The organism is Rhodococcus sp. NBC_00294 (assembly GCF_036163995.1).
Classification (GTDB): domain Bacteria; phylum Actinomycetota; class Actinomycetes; order Mycobacteriales; family Mycobacteriaceae; genus Rhodococcoides.
On the sequence record NZ_CP108043.1, the window covers coordinates 1,652,166 to 1,672,522 of the forward strand.

At 69.3% G+C, this 20,357-nt stretch carries 1 protein-coding gene; it reads left to right on the plus strand.

Annotation, left to right across the window (positions count from 1 at the left end; all coding sequences use genetic code 11):
• The first annotated feature begins 110 nt into the window (after nt 1-110).
• Entirely contained in the window at nt 111-20,303 is a 20,193-nt protein-coding gene (locus OHB23_RS07895; protein ID WP_328811242.1) for a non-ribosomal peptide synthetase, read from the plus strand.
• Nucleotides 20,304-20,357: the final 54 nt, after the last annotated feature.

A 20,357-nucleotide genomic window follows, 5' to 3' on the forward strand; every position in this document is an offset into this window, starting at 1 on the left:
CCCATGAAGCACGCGTGCGCGCATCCGCGGGGAGTGTCGCGAGTACGCAGCGGGATCGTCGGTGGGCAACCACGGGCGAGGCTCGGTATCGATTCACGAGGAGCACGACGATGACGGATGGCACTCCCGACGAGACCTCGAACCAGGACCGGTCGCGGGCGGAACGTCCGGGACGCGCGGGGGCACCCCGCCGCGAGCGTCCGACCAGGGAACGCCCGCGTCGCCGACAGCGTCCCCGCGCGGCCACCCTGCCCCAGATCCTCGCGGCCGCCGTGGAGGCGAACGCCGACGGTGTGGCCCTCGTGTTCCGCGACGAGTCCGGCGCGACCACCGAGTGGACCTACCGCGAGCTCGACGCGGCGTCGTCGAAGCTGGCGCGTGAGCTGATCGCGCGCGGCATCGGTGCCGAGGACGTGGTGGCGCTGGCCGTCACGCGGTCCGCCGCGTCGATCCTGTCGATCTGGGCGGTCGCCAAGACCGGGGCGGCATACGTGCCGGTCGATCCGAAGTACCCCGCGGACCGCATCGAGTACATGCTCACCGATTCGGGGGCCACTCTCGGGATCACCACCTCGGAGCACCGCGAGACCCTGCCCGAGGGAGTGGGCCCCAGCTGGCTCGTCCTGGGCGACGCCGACCTGGACGCCGCCGTCGACACACGGTCCGCCGAGCCGGTCACCTACGCCGATCGCGTGCGGGTGCTCGGCCCCGCGAACACGGCCTACATGATCTACACGTCCGGATCGACGGGTCGACCCAAGGGCGTCGAGGTGACGCACGCCGGCCTCTCGAGCCTGGTCGCCGAGCAGCGTGAGCGCTTCGGTATCGACGCGTCCGCCCGCACCCTCGCCGTCGCGTCCCCGAGCTTCGACGCCTCGGTCTTCGAACTGCTCATGGCCGTGGGGTCCGGAGCGACGATGGTCGTCTCGCCGCCCGACGTCTTCGGCGGCGACGATCTGACGGCTCTGCTGCGCGAGCAGCGGGTGACCCATGCTGTCATCACCCCGTCCGTGCTGGCCTCGGTCACGCCGTCGGAGTTGCCCGATCTGCGGGTCGTGGTCACCGCCGGTGAGGCGTGCCCGCCGGAACTGGTGTCGCGCTTCGTGACCGACACCCGCCGCATGTTCAACGGCTTCGGTCCGACCGAAGCCACCATCATGACCAACTGCGCGGAGCTGTTCCCGGACGCGCCCGTCTCCATCGGCGGCGCGATCCGCGACTTCCGCACGCCCGTGCTCGACGGCCGCCTGCGCGACGTCCCGGCCGGTGTCGCCGGTGAGCTGTACGCGGCGGGTCCCGGTCTGGCCCGCGGGTATCACGGTCGGCCGTCGCTCACGGCGGAGCGTTTCGTCGCGGACCCCTTCGGTGAACCCGGCTCGCGCGTGTACCGCACGGGCGACCTCGCCCGCGTGCGCAGCGGCGGCGCGGTCGACTACCTGGGTCGCTCCGACTTCCAGGTGAAGGTCCGTGGGTTCCGCATCGAACTCGGCGAGATCGACGCCGCCCTGACCGCGCACCCGGACGTCCGCTTCGCCGCGGCGGCCGGACATCAGCTGCCCGACGGCTCGACGGTGCTCGTGGCCTACGTGCAGCCCGAGCCGGGCCACGAGATCGACGTCGACGACGTCACGGCCTTCGTCGGCCGCAGCCTCACCGCGTACATGGTGCCGTCCGAGATCATCGTCATCGACGCCGTGCCCCTCACACCCGTCGGCAAGCTCGATCGCGCGGCGCTGCCGCAGCCGACCATCGGCACGTCGACGAAGGAGTACCGGGCTCCCGAGACGCGGACCGAGATCACGGTGTCCGAGGTGCTGGCGGACCTGTTGTCGGCCGAGCGCGTGGGTCTGGACGACACCTTCTTCGAACTCGGTGGCAACTCGCTGCTCGCGACCCAGGTGGTCGCCCGGATCAACCAGGCGGCGCAGTCCCGCATCGCGGTGCGGGACGTGTTCGAGGCGACCTCCGTCGCGGATCTCGCTGCGCGGGTCGATCTCTCGCTCGGTGCCCCGGAGCGGCCGCCGCTCGTGCGTCGTGATCGCTCGGGTGACCTGCCGCTGTCCTACGCCCAGCAGCGGATGTGGCTCACCAACCAGTACGACGTGGCGTCGCCCGCGTACAACCAGCCTGTCGTGCTGCGGATGACGGGTGCGCTGGATGTCGAGGCGCTCGGCCACGCGTTCGAGGATCTCATCACGCGGCACGAGACGCTGCGCACCGTCTACCCGCAGACCGACAGTGGTCCGGTGCAGCGCATCGAGCCCGCGTCGTCGGTGTCGGTGGTGCTCGATCCGGAGCGGATCGACGAGAGCTCGGTGTACGAGCGACTGACCCCGGTGGTGCTCGACGGCTTCGACGTGTCGTCCTCGGTGCCCTTCCGTGCCAAGCTCTTCCAGATCGCGGACCAGGACTACGTCCTCGCCGTGGTCATGCACCACATCGCCAGTGACGGTGGATCGCTCGCCCCGCTGGTACGCGATCTCACCACGGCCTACGTGGCGCGCAGCGCCGGTGCGGCTCCCGAGCTGCCCGAGCTCGAGGTGCAGTACGCGGACTACGCGATGTGGCACCGCGAGCTCCTCGGCGACGAGAGCGACCCCGAGTCGTTGAGCGCCAAGCAGATCGACTTCTGGACGCGCGCCCTCGCCGGCACTCCCGAGGTCATCGAACTCCCCACCGACCGGCCGCGACCGGCGCAGCCGTCGTCCCGCGGTGCGACGGTGCCGTTCCGACTCGAGACGGACGTCGTCGAGGGTCTGAACGACCTCGCGCGACGCACCAACTCGACGCTGTTCATGGTGGTGCACGCCGCTCTGGCCGTGCTGCTCTCGCGCATGGCCGCCACCGACGACGTGTCCGTCGGCACGCAGATCGCGGGCCGCGGCGAGCAGGCGCTCGATCCGCTCGTCGGCATGTTCGGCAACACGCTGGTCCTGCGATCGCATCTGGAGCCGGGGGAGTCGTTCGAGGACTTCCTGCTCCGCACCCGCACCGCGGACCTCGATGCACTGGGCAACTCGGACCTGCCGCTGGACCGGCTGGTCGAGATCCTGCGACCCCAGCGCTCGCTCGCCTACGCGCCGCTGTTCCAGGTACTGCTCATGCTGCAGAACTTCGAACGCACCGAGATCGAGCTGCCCGACGTCACCATCGGTCTCCTCGACTCGGACGTGCCGGTCGCGAAGCTCGACCTGACGCTGACGCTCATGGAGCAGGTGAACCCCGACGGGTCGCCCGGTCCCATCGACGGATCGCTGCTGTACGCCACGGATCTGTTCGACGAACCCACCGCACGCACCATCGCGGAACGCTACGTCGGCATCCTCGCCGCCGTCGTGGCCGATTCCTCCACCGCCGTCGGCGATCTCCCGCTGACCACCTCCGGCGAGCAGACGCAGCTCGCCGCGCTGCGCGGCATCGACGCTCCGCTGCCCGCCGAGCCCCTCGTCGACGCGTTCCGCCGCGGCGCCGCACAGGATCCGAGTCGGACCGCGCTCGTGTACGAGGGGACCTCTCTCACGTATGCCGAGTTCTCCACGCGGGTGAACCGGTTGGCACGGCACCTCGTCGCACTGGGGGTCGGTCCCGACGCCCGCGTGGCCGTCGGCATGCGCCGCTCGCTCGAGATGATGATCGGGATCTACGCGGTGCTCGAGGCCGGTGGCGCCTACGTGCCGGTGGATCCGGACCACCCGCACGAGCGCACCGAGTACGTCCTGTCCAGCGCCGCACCCGTCGTCGTGCTGACCACCACGCGCGATCACCGCGACCTGCCCGAGCACCACAACGTGATCGACGTCGACGCGGTCGATCTCGCCGACGTGTCCGCGGAGCCGCTGACGGACGCGGAGCGGACGGGCACGCTCGTGCCGTCCAACATCGCCTACATCATTTACACATCGGGCTCGACCGGCCGCCCCAAGGGTGTGGCGGTCTCGCACCGCTCCGTCCTGAACCAGATGCTCTGGATGCACGAGACGTACGACCTCACGGTCGGCGACACGATGCTGCAGAAGACGCCGGTGACGTTCGACGCGTCGGTGTGGGAACTCTTCCTGCCCTTGCAGCTCGGAGCCACCCTCGTCGTCGCGCGTCCGGACGGTCACCTCGACGTGCAGTACCTGCTCGACCAGGCGCGCTCGCACGGCATCGCGATCCTCGAGTTCGTACCGTCCATGCTCGAGCTCTTCATGTCCGATGCCGGTCTGGCCCTGCCGGGATCGCTGCGCTACCTGTCGGTGGGCGGCGAGGCGTTGTCCGCCGATCTGGTGCGTCGGTTCGCGGCCTCGTCGGCCGCCGAGCTCGACAACACGTACGGCCCCACCGAGGCGACGGTCACGTCCACGCTGCACCGGACCACCGACGCCGACGTCCGTACCGTGCCCATCGGTCGCCCGATCCGTAACACCGGTGCGCGCGTGCTGGACTCGCGTCTGCACGACGTTCCGGTCGGTGTCCCGGGAGAGCTCTATCTCACGGGCGCGCAGCTGGCTCGTGGGTACTTCGGTCGGCCCGACCTCACCGCCGATCGCTTCGTCGCCGATCCCCGCACGACCGGTGAGCGAATGTACCGAACCGGCGACCTCGTCTCGGTCACCGCGTCCGGTGAGTTGGAGTTCCTCGGCCGCACCGACTTCCAGGTCAAGCTCCGTGGTCTGCGCATCGAGCTCGGCGAGATCGAGTCCGCTCTCACCGCGCACCCGGACGTGGCCCGCGCCGTGGCCATCGTGCACTCCGACGAGCGCACCGGCGAAGCTCTGGTGGCGTACATCGTGCCGGAGGCCGGGCGCGCACCGGAACTGGCGAATGTCCTCGACCTGGTCGCCGAGCGCGTCCCCGCGTACATGGTGCCGTCACACCTGACGGTGCTCGACGAGATCCCGCTCAGCCCCAGCGGCAAGCTCGACCGCCGCGCTCTGCCCGAGCCCGTGGACGTGTCCGGACCGCGGGAGTACCGGGCTCCGGAGACGGTGTCCGAGAAGGTCGTCGCGGACGTCTTCTCCGCACTGCTCGATGCCCCGCGCGTCGGCATCGACGACTCGTTCTTCGAGCTCGGCGGCAACTCGCTGGTCGGCATGCGCGCCGTCGCGCGGGTCAACGAGGCGCTGTCCAGCTCCATCGGCGTCCGCGATCTGTTCGAGAAGCCCACGGTGGCCGCGCTCGCCGCCCGGATCGACGCCGCGGCACACACCGGCCGTACCCGGCCCGTGCTGGCGCCGAGGGAGCGCCCGGAGCGAATTCCGCTGTCGCTCGCGCAGTCCCGCATGTGGTTCGTCAACCAGTTCGACACCGAGTCGGCGGCCTACAACATCCCGCTCGTCATCACGCTGCGCGGTGCGCTCGACGTGGACGTGCTGCGCGCGGCCGTCGGCGACGTGCTCGAGCGCCACGAGTCTCTGCGTACGCTCTACCCGCAGGTGGACGGCACGCCGTACCAGGTGATCCTGCCCGCCGACCGGGTCGCCGGACAATTCGCCGTGACCGAGGTCGCCGCGGACGACGTGCAGGCGCGCGTCCTCGACATGGTGACCTCCGGCTTCGACGTCACCGCGGAGGTGCCGCTGCGCGGCGCACTGCTGCGGACGTCGGACACCGAGGCCGTGCTGGCGTTCGTCGTGCACCACGTCAGTGCCGACGGATTCTCGATGGGCCCGCTCGCCCGCGACGTCATGACCGCCTACGCGGCACGTCAGGCCGGCACGCCGGCGTGGTCCGAGAACGGCCCGCTGCGTCCGCTGACCGTGCAGTACGCGGATTTCTCCCTGTGGCAGCGCGAGATGCTGGGCTCCGAGTCCGACCCGGAATCACTGGCGTCGCAGCAGGAGTCGTACTGGGTGACGCAGCTCGACGATCTGCCGGAGGTGCTCACGCTCCCGTCGGACCGCCCGCGTCCCGCGGTGTCCACCGGGGCCGGGTCCGCGGTCCACCACACGATCGATGCCGAGATCCACACTCGCGCGGCAGACTTCGCACGCGCCCACGACGCGAGCCTCTTCATGGTCGTGCACAGTGCGCTCGCCGTCGTACTCGCCCGACTGTCGAACACCACCGACATCGCCGTCGGTGCCCCCATCGCCGGTCGCGGCGAGGAAGCGCTCGACGACCTCGTCGGCATGTTCGTCAACACGCTCGTGCTGCGCACGCAGGTCTCGCCGCACGCCACGTTCACCGAGCTGCTGGCCGAGACGAAGACCGTGGACCTCGGCGCCTTCGGTAACGCGGACATCCCCTTCGAGCGGCTCGTCGAGGTCCTCGCTCCGGAGCGCTCGACATCGCACAACCCGCTCTTCCAGGTGGCGCTGGCGTTCCAGAACCTCGAGCGCACGACGTTCGAACTCGGCGGCCTCGAGGTCGCCCGGTACGACGCCGGCATCCACTCCGCGAAGTTCGACCTGTCCATCGAGATCACGGAAACGGTGGAGGACGGCGGGCAGGCCGGAGGCCGGTCGGGTGACGGGCAATCGGCGGGAATGACGATGGAGGTGACGTACTCCACCGACCTGTTCGATGCGGAGACCGTCACGCTGTTCTGCGAGCGCTTCGAGCGCGTGCTGGCCGCGGCGATCGAGACGCCCGACCGCGCCGTCGGCGACATCCCACTGCTCGACTCCGCAGAGGCGGCGGCGTTGGCGCCCGTCACCGGGGACGACGCGGTGGCGGAGCGGACGCTCGGCGACCTCCTCGTCGATGCCGTCGAGAGCAACCCCGACGGCCCGGCACTGGTCTTCGACTCCGCGGTCCTGTTCGACGGGACGTCGGTGTCCTACCGCGAACTCGGCAAGTTCTCGGCTCGACTCGCCCGCGTGCTCATCGACCGGGGCATCGGAGCCGGATCCGCCGTGGCGCTGTCCGTCCCGCGCTCCGCGGAGTCGGTCGCGTTGATGTGGGCGGTGACCCGTACGGGTGCGGCCTTCGTCCCGATCGACCCCAACTACCCGGCCGATCGCATCGAGCACATGGTGACCGACTCGGGCGTCCGTGTCGGCCTGACGCTCGGCGTGCATCGGGCGTCCCTGCCCGACGAGATCGACTGGCTCGTCGTCGATACCGACGAGATCCGGGCACAGGTCTCGGCCGCGTCGGCGGATCCGATCACCGACGCCGACCGCCGGACGGCCGTCACGCCGGCCGACCGCGCGTACATCATCTACACCTCCGGTTCCACCGGTCTGCCCAAGGGCGTCTCGGTGTCCCATCGTGGTCTGGCGAATCTCGCAGCCACCCAGGCGGAGACGTATCGGGTCGATCGGCACTCTCGGGTACTGCACTTCGCCTCTCCGAGCTTCGACGCCTCCCTGCTGGAAGTGCTGTTGTCGTTCTCGTCGTCCGCGGCGATGGTGGTCGCACCGACGTCGATCTACGGTGGAGAGGACTTCGCACAGTTCATCCGCCGACACGAGGTGACGCACGCGTTCATCACCCCGGCGGCGTTGACGTCGATGGATCACCAGGGCCTTCCGTCGCTGCAGACGGTGGCGGTGGGTGGAGAATCCTTCGATCGGAACCTCGTGGCTCGGTTCGCGCCGGGCCGTCGGATGTTGAACGCGTACGGCCCCACCGAGACCACGATCGTCTCGCACCTGGGCGGCCCGCTGAGTCCGGACGGCCCGGTGTCCATAGGTGGCCCGATCCGCGGCGGTCGTGCCATGGTGCTCGACAGTCGACTGGGCCCCGTTCCGGTCGGTGTTCCGGGTGAGCTCTACACCGCGGGACCCGGTGTGGCGCAGCACTACCACGAGCGCCGGGCACTCTCGTCCGAGCGCTTCGTCGCCGACCCGTACGGTCAGCCCGGAACCCGCATGTACCGGACCGGCGATGTCGTGCGCTGGTGGCGACGTCCGGGGACGGACGAGCTCGAACTCGAGTACGTCGGCCGAGGTGACTCGCAGATCAAAGTTCGCGGCTTCCGCATCGAGCCCGGCGAGATCGATGTCGTCGTCTCCTCCCATCCCGAGGTGCAGTTCGCGGTGACCACCCCGTTCACCACGGCAGCGGGCTCGACGGTGCTGGTCACGTACGTCACGCTCACTCCCGGATCTCGTCTGCGGGAATCGGACGTCACCGAGTGGGCTGCGGAATCGCTGCCGGCTCACATGGTTCCGTCGGCCGTGGTCCTCATGGACGAGGTGCCCCTGGGCGCCACCGGCAAGGTCGACCGACGGTCTCTGCCGACGCCCGAGTTCGGCACCGACACCGACACCTACCGCGAGCCCGGCACCGAGACCGAGCGTGCCCTCGCTGCTGTGTTCTCCGATGTTCTCGGGGTCGAGCGCGTGGGCGCCGACGACGACTTCTTCGCCCTGGGCGGCGACTCCATCGTCTCCATCCAGCTGGTGTCGCGTGCTCGCGCCGCCGGACTGTCCCTCAGCCCGCGTGACGTCTTCGAGCGTCGCACCGTCGCCGCGCTGGCGGCCGTCGTGTCGTCGGGGGAGAACGCCGTCCGCATGCTGCCCGAACTCAAGGGTGGCGGCGTCGGATCGCGTCCGCTGACCCCGGTGGAGCACTTCATGACCCGCCGCGGCGGCGCCTACGAGCGCTTTTCGCAGAGCGTCGTACTGGACCTGCCGGCGGGTATCGACGAGCCCGGCATGACCGCGACACTGCAGGCCGTGGTGGACCGTCACGACATGTTCCGCGCGCGCCTCACCGGGTCGCTCGACGACGGCTTCGAGATCGTCACCGCGGCACCGGGTTCGGTGGACGCCGCGTCGCTTCTCACCCGAGTCGACGTCGATGCCGACGTCACGGGCGACGACCTCGAGAAGGTGGCTCGCACGGCACTCGACTCGGCGCTGGATCGCCTGTCGACGGCCGAGGGTCGTCTCGTGCAGTTCGTCTGGCTGGACCGGGGGCCGTCGACCGGCGGCCACCTCGTCGTCGCCGGCCATCACCTCGCCGTCGACGGTGTCTCGTGGCGCATCATCGTGCCGGACCTGGTCACCGCGTGGTTCGGCGTGTCCTCCGGGACCGAGCCGACTCTGCAACCGGTGGGCACGTCGATGCGTACCTGGGCGCACGCGCTCGTGGACCAGGCGCCGTCCCGTCGCTCGGAACTGCCGTTCTGGAGTTCCGTCGTGCGGTCCGAGGACGTGCTGCTCGGCGACCGCGATCTCGACCCCGCCGTCGACGTGCAGGCCACGCTCGACAAGGTGCGCGTCACCGTCCCGGCGGACGTCACGACCGCCGTCGTCACCGCTCTGCCGCAGGTGTTCCGGGGCGGCGTGAACGACGGACTGTTGTCCGCACTGGCTCTGGCCGTGGCGAAGTGGCGCCGTGAGCGCGGCACCGAGACGTCGTCGTTGCTGCTGCGCCTCGAGGGCCACGGCCGCGAGGAGGACGTGCTCGGCGACGCCGGACTCGCGGATCTGTCGCGGACCGTCGGCTGGTTCACGTCGATCTTCCCCGTGCTGCTCGACCTCACCGACGTCGACCTCGACGACGCGTTCGCCGGTGGCGCCGCGGCCGGCCGAGCTGTCAAGGCCGTCAAGGAACAGCTGCTCGCGGTGCCCGATCGCGGTATGGGCTACGGCATGCTGCGCTACCTCGACGAGACGGGACGCTCGGTTCTCGCGCGATCCGTCGGCCAGATCAGCTTCAACTACCTGGGCCGCCTGTCCGCGGGCGAGCTGCCCGAGGGTGCGGAGGGTCTGGGCTTCCTCCCGTCGTCCGACATCACCACCCTCGCGGACGTGCCTCTCGATGCCGACATGCCGGCGATCGCCGTGCTCGACATCAACGCAGTCCTCGCGGACGAGCAGCTCGGTGCCACGTTCGCCTTCCCCCGCGGCATCCTGTCGTCGGAGGACGTGTCCGCGCTCGGCACCTACTGGGTCGAGGCGCTCACGGCGCTCGCTCAGCACGTCGGGAGCGGCGATGCCGGCGGCCTCACGCCGTCGGACGTACCGCTGGTGCCGGTGTCGCAGAAGGACATCGAGGTCTTCGAGAACGAGATGTCCGATGCCGGGTCTCATCTCGAGGACGTCTGGTCCCTTGCTCCGCTGCAGGCGGGTCTGCTGTTCCACTCGTCGATGCAGCCGGCCGGCGCTCCCGACGTCTACGTCATGCAGGTCGTGATGGACCTGACCGGCGACGTCGACCGGGACCGGTTCGTCGCCGCGGCCGGTGCGCTGCTCGCGCGCTACGACGGGCTGCGGACATCGTTCCGCACCACCGCGGACGGTCGTGCGGTGCAACTGGTTCCGAGTTCCGCCGAGGTTCCGTGGGTCGATGTCGACCTGCGCGGCCACGACGACATCGAGGGCGACCTGCGCGTCGAGCTCGAGACCGAGCGGGACCGCCGGTTCTCGATGGACAGCGCGCCGCTGGTGCGCTTCCGGATGATCCGCACCGCCGACGACGCGGTCACGCTGTCGTTCATGGCGCACCACATCGTCATCGACGGATGGTCGATGCCGCTGGTGCTCAAGGATCTCCTCACGCTGTACGCGCTGCGCGGAGATGCGTCGCTGCTTCCCGAGGTCCGGTCCTACCGTTCCTTCCTGGAGTGGCTGTCGGTCCGCGACCGCGCCGTCTCGGTCAAGGCGTGGACCACGGCTTTCGCCGGGGCGGAAGAGCCGACACTGTTGTCGGGCATCACCGACACGTCCGGGGTCTCGACCGACACGGGTCGGGTCGAGGTCGTCATGGACGAGAAGGTCACGTCCGAGCTGACCGATCTGGGGTCGCGTCTCGGTGTCACGCTCAGCACGATCGTGCAGGCGGCGTGGGGCCTCGTGCTCGCGCGCCAGCTGGGCCGCGACGACGTCGCGTTCGGTGGAACGGTCTCCGGTCGCCCCGCCGACCTCGAGGGCGTCGAGACCATGGTCGGCCTGTTCATCAACACGCTGCCCGTCCGCGTGCGCATCGACGAGTCCGACAGCATCGAGTCCTTCCTGCTCCGGTTGCAGGAGGAGCAGACGGCGTTGCTCGACCACCACTACCTGGGGCTGGCGGACATCACCACCGCTGTCGGCCCGGGCGCGGTGTTCGACTCGATCACCGTTCTCGAGTCCTACCCGGTGGACGAGGAGGGCCTGAAGGCCGCCGCGTCCATCGACGGCATGGCCGTCACCGGCGCTCAGGTGCTCGACGCGACGCACTACCCGATCAACGTGGTCACGTTCGCGGACACGCAGATCCGCATGACCCTGCGCTACCTGCGCGACCTGTTCTCCGACGAGTACGTGTCCGCACTGGGCAGTCGCCTGCAGGCCGTGTTCGCGGCGTTCGCCACGGCACCGGGTGCACCCGTCGGCCGCATCGAGACGCTGCTCGCCGACGAGCGCACCGACCTGCTGTCGCGCCGCGGATCCGCCGACGTCGACGAGCGCACGCTCGTCCGGATCCTCGAGGACGCCGCGGATCACGCTCCCAGCAGACTCGCCGTCCGCCAGGGATCGGTGCAGTGGACGTACGAGGAGCTCGACGCTCGTGCCACGCGCCTCGCGCGCGTCCTCGTCGACGCGGGTGTCGGACCGGACGTCGTGGTGGCCGTGGCGGTTCCGCGGTCGCCCGAGTTCGTGCTCTGCGTCTGGGCGGTCGCCAAGGCGGGCGGTTACGTGGTGCCCGTCGACCCGGCACACCCTGCCGAGCGCATCGACTACATGGTGCACGACTCGACGGCGGCGCTCGGCATCACGACGGTCGCCGACCGCCCCGCCGACGTCGACGGGCTGCGGTGGCTCGTCCTCGACGACGAGCAGTTCGCGGCCGACGTCGACTCCCGCTCGCCCGAGCGCCTCACCGACGGTGAGCGTCTCGGCACCGTACGCATGAGCAACGCGGCGTACATGATCTACACGTCCGGATCGACCGGTCGCCCCAAGGGTGTCGTCGTCCCGCACACCGGTCTCGCCAATCTGGTGGCCGCACAGACGGACTCGCTGGGGATCGATCACGCGTCGATCATTCTGGCCGTGGCGTCGACGAGCTTCGACGCGTCGATCTTCGAGATCCTGCTGGCCGCCGGCAACGCGGTTCCGCTCGCACCGGCGCCCGCCGGGTTCTACGGCGGACCCGATCTGGCGCGCTTCGTCACCGACGAGGGTGTCACCCACATGGTGATCACGCCGTCCGCGCTGGCGACCGTCGAGCCGGACGCGGTGCCGTCCGTGCGCGCCGTCATGCCCGTCGGCGAGGCTCTTCCGCCGGATCTGATGGCGGCGTGGGCGACGTCCGGCCGCACCGTCGTCAACGGGTACGGACCCGCCGAGACGACGATCATGATCAACGCGTCGGTGCCCCTCTCCGCAGGCGATCCGATCACGGTGGGCGGTCCCAGCAAGGGCACTCGCGAGTACGTGCTGGACGGCCGACTGCGGCCCGTGCCCGTCGGCGTTCCCGGTGAGCTCTACGCCGGAGGTCCGGGTGTCGCGCGCGGCTACTTCGGCCGCCCGACGCTCACCTCCGAGCGCTTCGTCGCCGATCCGTACGGTCCCGCGGGGAGCCGTCTGTACCGCACCGGCGACGTGGTCCGCTGGACCGAGGCCGGCACCGTCGAGTACATCGGCCGCAGCGACTTCCAGGTCAAGATCCGTGGCCAGCGCATCGAGCTCGGCGAGATCGATGCCGCGCTCACGTCCCATCCGGACGTCGACTTCGCCGTGACGGTCGGCCACCGATCCGTCGGTGGCGTCACCGATCTCGTGTCCTACGTCTTGCCGGCGGCGTCCCTGCTCGAGGCGGGCGCGACCCTGGACGTCGCGGCCGTGCACGCATCTGTCAAGGAGAGCCTGCCCGCGCACATGGTGCCCGCGGTGATCATGCCGCTCACCTCCGTGCCGCTGAACCCGGTCGGCAAGCTCGACCGTGCCGCGTTGCCGGAGCCCACCCTGGTGCGGCAGCAGGCCGAGTACCGCGCCCCGGAGACGCCCGAGGACCAGGCCGTCGCCGAGGTGTTCGCCGATCTTCTCGGCGTGGAGCGGGTCGGTGTCGACGACAGCTTCTTCGATCTCGGCGGCAACTCGCTCGTGGCCACCCAGGCCGTCGCGCGTATCAACGCGGCACTGGACACCCACATCGGCGTGCGCGACATCTTCGACGCGTCGACCGTGGGCGAACTCGCGGCGCGCGCACTCTCGGGTGGAGTCGGTCGTCGCCCCGCGCTCGTCGCGGGCGAGCGGCCCGATCCGGTGCCGCTGTCGCTCGCACAGCGCCGCATGTGGTTCCTCAACCAGTTCGACACCAGCTCGCCCGCGTACAACATCCCGCTGGCGGTGCGCCTCACCGGCACGCTCGACGTCGCCGCGCTGGAGGAGGCCGTCCGCGACGTCCTCGCCCGGCACGAGACGCTGCGCACGGTGTACCCGGGGTCGGAAGAGGGTCCCTACCAGGTGATCCTGGGTGTGGACGACGTTCCCCTCGACCTGGCGCCACGTCCGGTCGAGACCGCCGGTGTGCCCGGCGCGTTGTTCGAGTTCATCGCGTCCGGGTTCGACGTCACGGCGGCCGTGCCCGTGCGTGGTCTGCTGCTCGAGGTCGTCGACCCGGCAGGCGACGCGGCGGAGTACGTGCTGTCCATCGTCGTGCACCACATCTCCGCGGACGGATTCTCCCTCGGACCGCTGGCACGCGACGTCATGGTCGCCTACTCGGCGCGCGTCGCCGGAGCGATCCCGGAGTGGGCACCCCTGCCCGTGCAGTACGCCGACTACGCGCTGTGGCAGCGCGAGGTGCTGGGATCGGAGAGCGACCCGGAATCGTTGACCGCCCAGCAGATCGCGTACTGGAAGCAGCAGCTCGCCGGTCTGGACGATCCGATCGAGCTGCCGACCGACAGGCCGCGACCCGCGGTGCAGTCCATGCTCGGCCACTCGGTGCAGTTCGCGCTGACCCCCGAGCAGACGGCCGGCCTGCGCGCCGTCGCCGCCTCGCGTCAGGGCACGGTGTTCATGGCCGTGCACGCGGCGTGGTCCGTGCTGCTCGGCGCCTTGTCCGGCTCGCGCGACATCGCCGTCGGAACCCCGATCGCCGGACGTGGTGAGCGCGAACTGGACGACATGGTCGGCATGTTCGTCAACACGCTGGCACTGCGTCTCGACGTCGACCCGGATGCGTCGTTCGCCGATCTGGTCGCGGCCGCGCGCTCGGTCGATCTGGCCGCGTTCGGTCATGCGGACGTGCCCTTCGAGCAGCTCGTCGAGGCCGTCGATCCGCGTCGATCCACCGCGTACCACCCGATCTTCCAGGTGGGCTTCTCGTTCCAGAACCTCGCGCCGGTGACGTTCGAGCTCCCCGACCTCACCGTCGGGGACGTCGGACTCGAGGCCGCGGTCTCGCAGTTCGATCTGCACCTCATCGTCAGTGAGGGAGCCGAGGACGGCTCGCTGCAGTCGGTGCTCACCTTCGCCGAGGCGCTGTTCGACCGCGCGACGGCCGAGTCGTTCGCCGAGCGTTTCTCCCGCGTGGTCGATGCGCTGATCGCGCGTCCGGACGCGCCGGTGCACAACGCGGACGTCTTGAGCGCGGACGAGCGTCGGTCGATCCTGGTGGACACCAACGACACTCGTGTCGCGGGTGCGCCCACCTCCGTTGCGCGGATGTTCGCCGAGCGAGTCGCCGAGCGTCCCGACGTCGTCGCCCTGACGGAAGGTGACGACTCACTCACGTACGGCGAGTTCGGTTCTCGCGTCGCACGACTGGCGCGCAGGTTGCTCGCCGACGGCGTGCGCACCGGTGATCTCGTCGCCGTGGCGATGCCACGGTCGATCGACTCGATGGTCGCGATGTACGCGGTGGTCCAGGCCGGTGCGGCGTACCTGCCGATCGACCTCGACCACCCGGCCGAGCGCACGGAGTACGTGCTGGGTGATGCCCGGCCGTCGCTGATCCTGCTGGGCGGTCGAGCTCTGTCGGCGCCCTCGGACGTCCCGACGATCGACGTGCTCACGGCGGAGCTCTCGGACTTCTCCGACGCTCCCGTCACCGACGACGAGCGCAGCCGCCCGCTGTCGGCCGAGGACCCCGTGTACGTCATCTACACCTCGGGGTCGACCGGACGTCCCAAGGGCGTCGCGCTGCCGCATCGCGCTGTGGCGAACCAGCTCTGGTGGATCCAGAACGAGTTCGAACTCACGGCGGACGACGCGATGGTGCAGAAGACACCGTCCACGTTCGACCTGTCGGTGTGGGAGCTGTGGTGGCCGCTGACCGCGGGCGCCCGGTTGGTGATCGGTTCGCCCGAGGCGAACCGGGACCCCGCCGAACTCGCGCGACTGATGCGCGAGCAGAACGTCACCGTCGCCGACTTCGTGCCGTCGCTCCTCGGTGCGTTCGCCTCGGTGGCGACGGCCGAGGACGTCGCGTCACTGCGAGCGGTCCTGTGCATCGGCGAGGCGCTGCCGCGCGATGTGGTCACCGCGTTCGGCCGACTGTCCGACGCTCCGGTAATGAACCTCTACGGACCGACGGAGGCTGCGGTCTCGGTCACCGTGCACCACATCGCGTCCGACGAGACGGGTCCGGTGTCCATCGGTGGACCCGAGGCGAACGTGCAGGTCTACGTTCTCGATTCGCGACTGCGGCCGGTACCCGTCGGTGTCGCGGGTGAGCTCTACCTCGCGGGCGATCAGCTGGCGCTCGGCTACTTCGGCAACACCACCCTGACGGCGGAGCGCTTCGTCGCCGATCCGTTCGGGTCCGGCAGGCTCTACCGCACGGGTGACGCGGTCCGCTGGGTCACCCGCGGTGACGCACGGGTTCTCGAGTTCGTCGCCCGCACCGACGACCAGGTCAAGGTGCGCGGTTTCCGTATCGAACTCGGCGAGGTCGAGGCCGCGCTGACCACCGCCGACGGTGTCGCCGCATCGGCCGCCACCGTCGCCCGTACCGCCGGCGGCGAGCTGCTGGTGGGCTACGTGGTGCCCGAGAAGGACGTCACCCTCGACGTCGACGCGGTGCGATCTGCTGCGGCCGAAGCGGTTCCGGGTTACATGGTTCCCGCGCGCATCGTGGTGATCGAGGAGTTGCCGCTGAGCGTCAACGGCAAGCTCGACCGTCGCCGGTTGCCGTCGATCGATCTGGACGTGGCGCGGGAGTACCGCGCGCCGTCCACCCCGGTCGAGGAGATCGTCGCCGCCGCGTACGCCGCGGTGCTCGGTGTCGAGCGAGTCGGCATGGACGACAACTTCTTCGAGCTCGGTGGCAACTCGCTGTCGGCGACGCAGGTGGTGGCGCGGGTCAACGCCCGGCTGAACACCCGCATCGGCATCCGCGAGATGTTCGAGTCGGCCGACGTCGCGACGTTCGCGGCGCGCGCCGAGTCGGCGTCGACGTCGGACACCCGTGCACCGCTGGTGCCCGTCGAACGTCCTGCCCACGTGCCACTCTCGCTCGCGCAGTCGCGCATGTGGTTCCTCAACCGTCTGGAGCCGGAGTCGTCCTCGTACAACATTCCGATCGCGGTGCGCTTCACAGGCGATCTGAACGTGGACGCGCTTCGCGATGCCATCGACGACGTCGTCGACCGACACGAGAGCCTCAGGACCGTGTATCCCGCCGACAGTGGGGCGCCCGAACAGGTCGTGCTGCCTGCAGGTCGAGGCGTCGACGTGACGGAGGTCGACCTGCGGACCGAGGACGACGCCGAGAGTGCGGTCGTTCGAATGGTCACGTCGATGGCCTCGACACCCTTCGACGTCACGACTGCTCCGCCGCTGCGGGTGGCGGTGCTCACCGTCGACTCGAGGTCGCACGTCCTGGTGGTCGTGGTGCACCACATCGCTGCGGACGGATTCAGTGCCGGTCCGCTCGCTCGTGACATCGCTGTCGCCTACGTCTCGAGAGCGCTGGGGAACAGTCCGACGTGGCAACCGCTCGATGTGCAGTACGTCGACTACACGCTGTGGCAGCGTGCTGTGTTGGGGGCGCCCGACGACCCGTCCTCGTTGTTGGCCTCGCAGGGTGTCTACTGGACATCTGTACTCGAGGGCCTCGTGGACGAGATCGGATTGCCCTTCGACCGTCCTCGCACTGCCACACCGTCGAACCGCGGCTCGACCGTGGACGTGCGAGTGGACGCCGGCACGGGATCGCGAGTGCGGGATCTGGCGCGGGCCGCCAATGCCACCCCGTTCATGGTCGTGCACGCAGCCCTCGCTGTGACTCTCCACCGTCTCACCGGGGAGAACGACGTGGCGATCGGCACTCCGTACGCGGGACGAGGCCTCGCCGAGCTGGATCAGATGATCGGCATGTTCGTGAACACACTCGTTCTGCGAACCGAGATGGCACCGTCGGCCACCTTCGCGGACGTTCTCGGTCACGCGAAGGAGCGTGCACTCGGTGCGTTCGCTCATGCCGACGTCCCGTTCGAGCAGGTGGTCGAGATGATGGACCTGCCCAGGGCCACGTCACGGCACCCTCTCTTCCAGGTCATGCTCGCGTTCCAGAACCTGAGGAACGAGCGCCTGACGCTCCCCGAGCTGTCGGTCGAGGGCCTCGAGATCGACCCTGGCATTGCCAAGTTCGACCTGCAATTGACCATGGCGGACGATCCCGACGGAATCGGTGGATATCTCGCACGGTTCATCTACGCCGTCGACCTGTTCGACGAGGAGACGGTCAGGCGTATCGCGGACGAGTTCACGAGCGTCCTCGACGCTGCGGTCGGCGATCCCACTGCCCGCATCGATTCCCTCATTGCTCCGTCCGAGGAGGACATCCGAACGGTCACCGCGTTCGGCGGGCTCGATCGTCGAGGATCGGGCGGTACAGAGACTCTGTTCGAACAGTTCCGTCGGACCGTGCTCGCCGCGCCTGACGACGTCGCAGTCTTCTGCGACGCCTCCGAGACCACACTGACCTACGGACAGCTCTCCGAGGAGATCGTCTCGGTGGCGTCCGAACTGATGGCTGCGGGAGTCGGCCCGGAATCGACGGTCGCGGTCGTCCTTCCACGATCGGCACGACAGCTCGTCGCGTTCCACGCCGTGGTGGCGGCCGGTGCTGCGTACGTTCCGGTGGACCCGAGTCACGCAGTGGACCGCAACGAGGTCCTGGTGCTGGACAGTGGCGCGCGCTACCTTCTCTCGGACCGAGAATCGATGAACGAGTCCGGACTGGATTCCGTCGCGGACGGGCGAACCCGTCTCGATCTCGATGCCATGTCCGGTACGGACGATGACACCGCGCTCGCTCAGGTTCTGCGGCGCCAGCGCGAGATCCACCCCTCGACGCCCGCCTACGTCATGTTCACCTCGGGATCGACCGGTCGTCCCAAAGGCGTCGTCGTGCCTCACGATGCTGTGTCGACCAGTATGGAATGGCGTCAGAACGAGTACTCGCTCGACGCGAGCGACGTCGTGTTCCACAAGACGCCGATGACCTTCGACGCATCGGTGAGGGAATTGTGGTGGCCGCTGCTGGTCGGCGCCCGGCTGGTGATCGCACGACCCGGTGGCCACCTCGACATGCGGTATCTCGCTGACGTCGTGGACGAACGACAGGTCACGGTGATGCACTTCGTTCCCTCGGTGCTGCGTCTCTTCGTCGACGCGATCGCGCCGGGGAGGTGCAGTTCACTTCGCCTGCTCGTCAGTGGAGGTGAGCGACTCCCGACCGATCTGGTGGCCTCGGTCGCGGCGCTCGGGATCGTGCGGCCGACCAACGAGTACGGTCCCACGGAGACGACACTGTCCGTTGCTCGGCACCGCTCGACGGGCTCCGAATCCGGTGCTGTCCCGATCGGTCCTCCCATGGGAACGACCGCGGCGACGGTGAGGAACACGACACTCCGACTGGTCGGACCCTCGGTGCACGGCGAGCTGTACCTCGCGGGACCTCAGCTCGCACGTGGATACGCCTCGCGGCCCGGCGACACCGCCACCAGATTCGTTGCCGATCCGAGCGGCACTCCGGGCTCGCGCATGTACCGCACGGGCGATGTCGTGCGGTGGGACGGTGAGGGTGAGCTGATCTACTCGGGCCGAACCGACGATCAGGTCAAGGTCAACGGTGTCAGAGTGGAACTGGGTGAGGTGGAGTCTGCTCTGCGCGGTCTCGACGGCATCACCGATGCCGCGGTCGTGGTGCGGAGAACCGGTGGGCGCAGTCGTCTACTGGGCTACGTCGTGTCCAGTGAGCCGAACCCGGACGAGACCGAGATGAGACGACGGTTGTCGGAGACGGTCCCGGACTTCCTTGTCCCTGCCCGGATAGTCGCGCTCGATGCATTGCCGCTGAACGCCAGTGGCAAGGTCGACAGGCGGGCACTCCCGGAGCCGACCACGCAGAGGTTCGCGTCGCGGGAGCCACGCGACGAGCTCGAGCGCCGGATCTGCGCTGCGATGGCCGATGTTCTCGAATCCGACGCCGTCGGTCCGGACGACAGCTTCTTCGGCTTGGGAGGAAACTCGCTGGGCGTCATGGAGCTCACCGCAGCACTCCGACGCGACCTCGGCGTGGAGGTTCCGCTGCGGCAGATCTTCCTGGGTCCGACTCCGGCCGACATCGCCGATCACATCCGCAGCGTCGGCGACGGCTCGACCACCGCGTCGACCACGGGGCTGCAGGACATGTTGGGAGTCGTGCTGCCACTTGCCGGCGGGGAAGGGCGACCGGTCTTCTGCGTGCACCCTGTGTCCGGTCTGTCCTGGAGCTTCGGGGCTCTCGCACCCCACCTCGACGAGGTTCCGCTGTACGGACTGCAGCCGCCCGGCCTACTCGACGTCGACGCTCAGGCAACTTCTGTCGCGGCCTTAGCCCGGACCTACGTCGACGCCATGCTCTCCGTGCAGACCGAGGGCCCGTACCGTCTGCTCGGGTGGTCACTCGGTGGCAGGATCGCCCACGAGATGGCTGTTCAGCTGCAACAGCGTGGCGCGGTCGTCGAGTCGTTGGTGATGCTGGACTCCTACGCCCACTCGCTGGACACGACGAACGACGCCGAGGACGCGGATCATCTGACCGATTTCCTGGCTGCATCCGGGCTCGTCGACGGGTCCCTGACAGCACCCGACGATGTCGCGTCCGCGTCCGAGTCGGCCGATGCCCTGGTCGACTATCTCTCGACGAGCACAGCTCTCGCGGGACAGGTGGATCCGCAGATCATTCGGAATGTGATCACGACGGCGACCGTCAACGGTGCGCTGGGTGCCGAGCATCATCCGGGTAGGTACCACGGTGAGATCGTGATGTTCTCAGCAGTGGAAGGGCGTGGGGACGAAGCGGGTCCGGCTGCATCGTGGGAGCCGTTCGCGGACGTGGTCACGGACATACCCGTCGATGTGAGCCACTGGCAGATGACGAGCGACCGAGCCCTGACGATCATCGGCCCCGCACTCAGGGACGTGTTCGTCCGCCGGTGACGGCGACGCCGTTCGTCGGTCCGCGTGCGGAGGCCGACGAACGGCGTGACCAGG

Excerpts from the sequence above, each read along its gene's own strand:
- OHB23_RS07895 (WP_328811242.1), top strand. The coding sequence starts at position 111 with ATGACGGATGGCACTCCCGACGAGACCTCGAACCAGGACCGGTCGCGG.